Raw genomic sequence first — 997 nt, 5'->3', positions numbered from 1 at the left:
GGCCGGCTGAGCGGTGGCGCCACCGCTCCGCCGTCCGACGCGGTCGGGGCGCGGCTGGCGACTGGCCTCCTGATCGCCTTGATGGTCGAGCACATAGTCGCCACGGTTCTGAATATAGTTGAAACCAGTTCCGGCATCGAGGAGTGGAGCCTGGGAGCCGTCATCACGGCGACGGGTGTCTGTGTGCTCGTCTGTGTTCTCCAGCTCTACCACGCACCGCCCGCCGGCGGAACGCGTCCGCAGTGGTGGCTGTGGAGCCTTGGATCCCAAGGTGCGCTCGTCGCGGCGCTCACAGCCGTATTCCACTTCAACGTGATCCCCATGATCCCGTTCTTCGCGGGTTCAGTGCTTCTACTGTTGCGACCACGCATCGCCTGGCTGCCGCTGGCGGCGATCGCAGTGGGCATCCTGGCCATGCCCACACCCTTAAACTCGAGTCTCATCGATCGCGTTACCGCCGTAGCATTCACCGTCTCGATCGGTCTGGTCGTCTGCGCGGGGAGCCGGCTGAGCGACCTCACCCGGCAGCTGGAGGCCACGAACCGTGTGCTTGTTGACCGAGCGGCCGAGGCTGAGCGGCTGCGTATCGCCCGTGACGTGCATGACCTGGTCTGCTCGAACCTGTTCGCGATCGCGTTGAAGGGCGAGCTGGCGCTCAAGGTCATGGCCGAGCAACCGGCACGAAGCACGGAGCATCTCAACGAGCTGCTGCACATCGCCCAGCGGACGCTGGGCGACGTTCGCTCGCTGGCCGGTGGCCCGCTACAGGTGAGCCTGTCCGGTGAGGCCGACAGCGCTCGCGCTCTGCTGGCCGCAGCAGGAATCGACGGCACGGTCGAGGTGGCACGCGTTCGACTGCCCGCCGAGGTGGATCAGCTCCTGGGTGTGACCCTGCGCGAGGCCGTGACCAACGTCATCCGCCACACCTCCGCCCGCACGTGCACCGTCTCAATCGCCGCGGTGAACGGCTCGCTGTCCCTGCACGTGGTCAACGACG

Annotated in this window: 1 protein-coding gene; it reads left to right on the top strand. The window is 66.6% G+C overall.

Going from position 1 to position 997, the window contains the following annotated elements:
- A partial coding sequence (locus ELR45_RS13290) for a sensor histidine kinase (protein ID WP_165367741.1) occupies positions 1 to 997 on the top strand: 997 nt, incomplete at both ends.

It is taken from the genome of Phytoactinopolyspora endophytica (genome assembly GCF_004138495.1).
GTDB classification, from domain to species: domain Bacteria; phylum Actinomycetota; class Actinomycetes; order Jiangellales; family Jiangellaceae; genus Phytoactinopolyspora; species Phytoactinopolyspora endophytica.
Note: the sequence above shows the minus strand (reverse complement) of the source record. Positions and strands in the feature narration are given on the sequence as shown.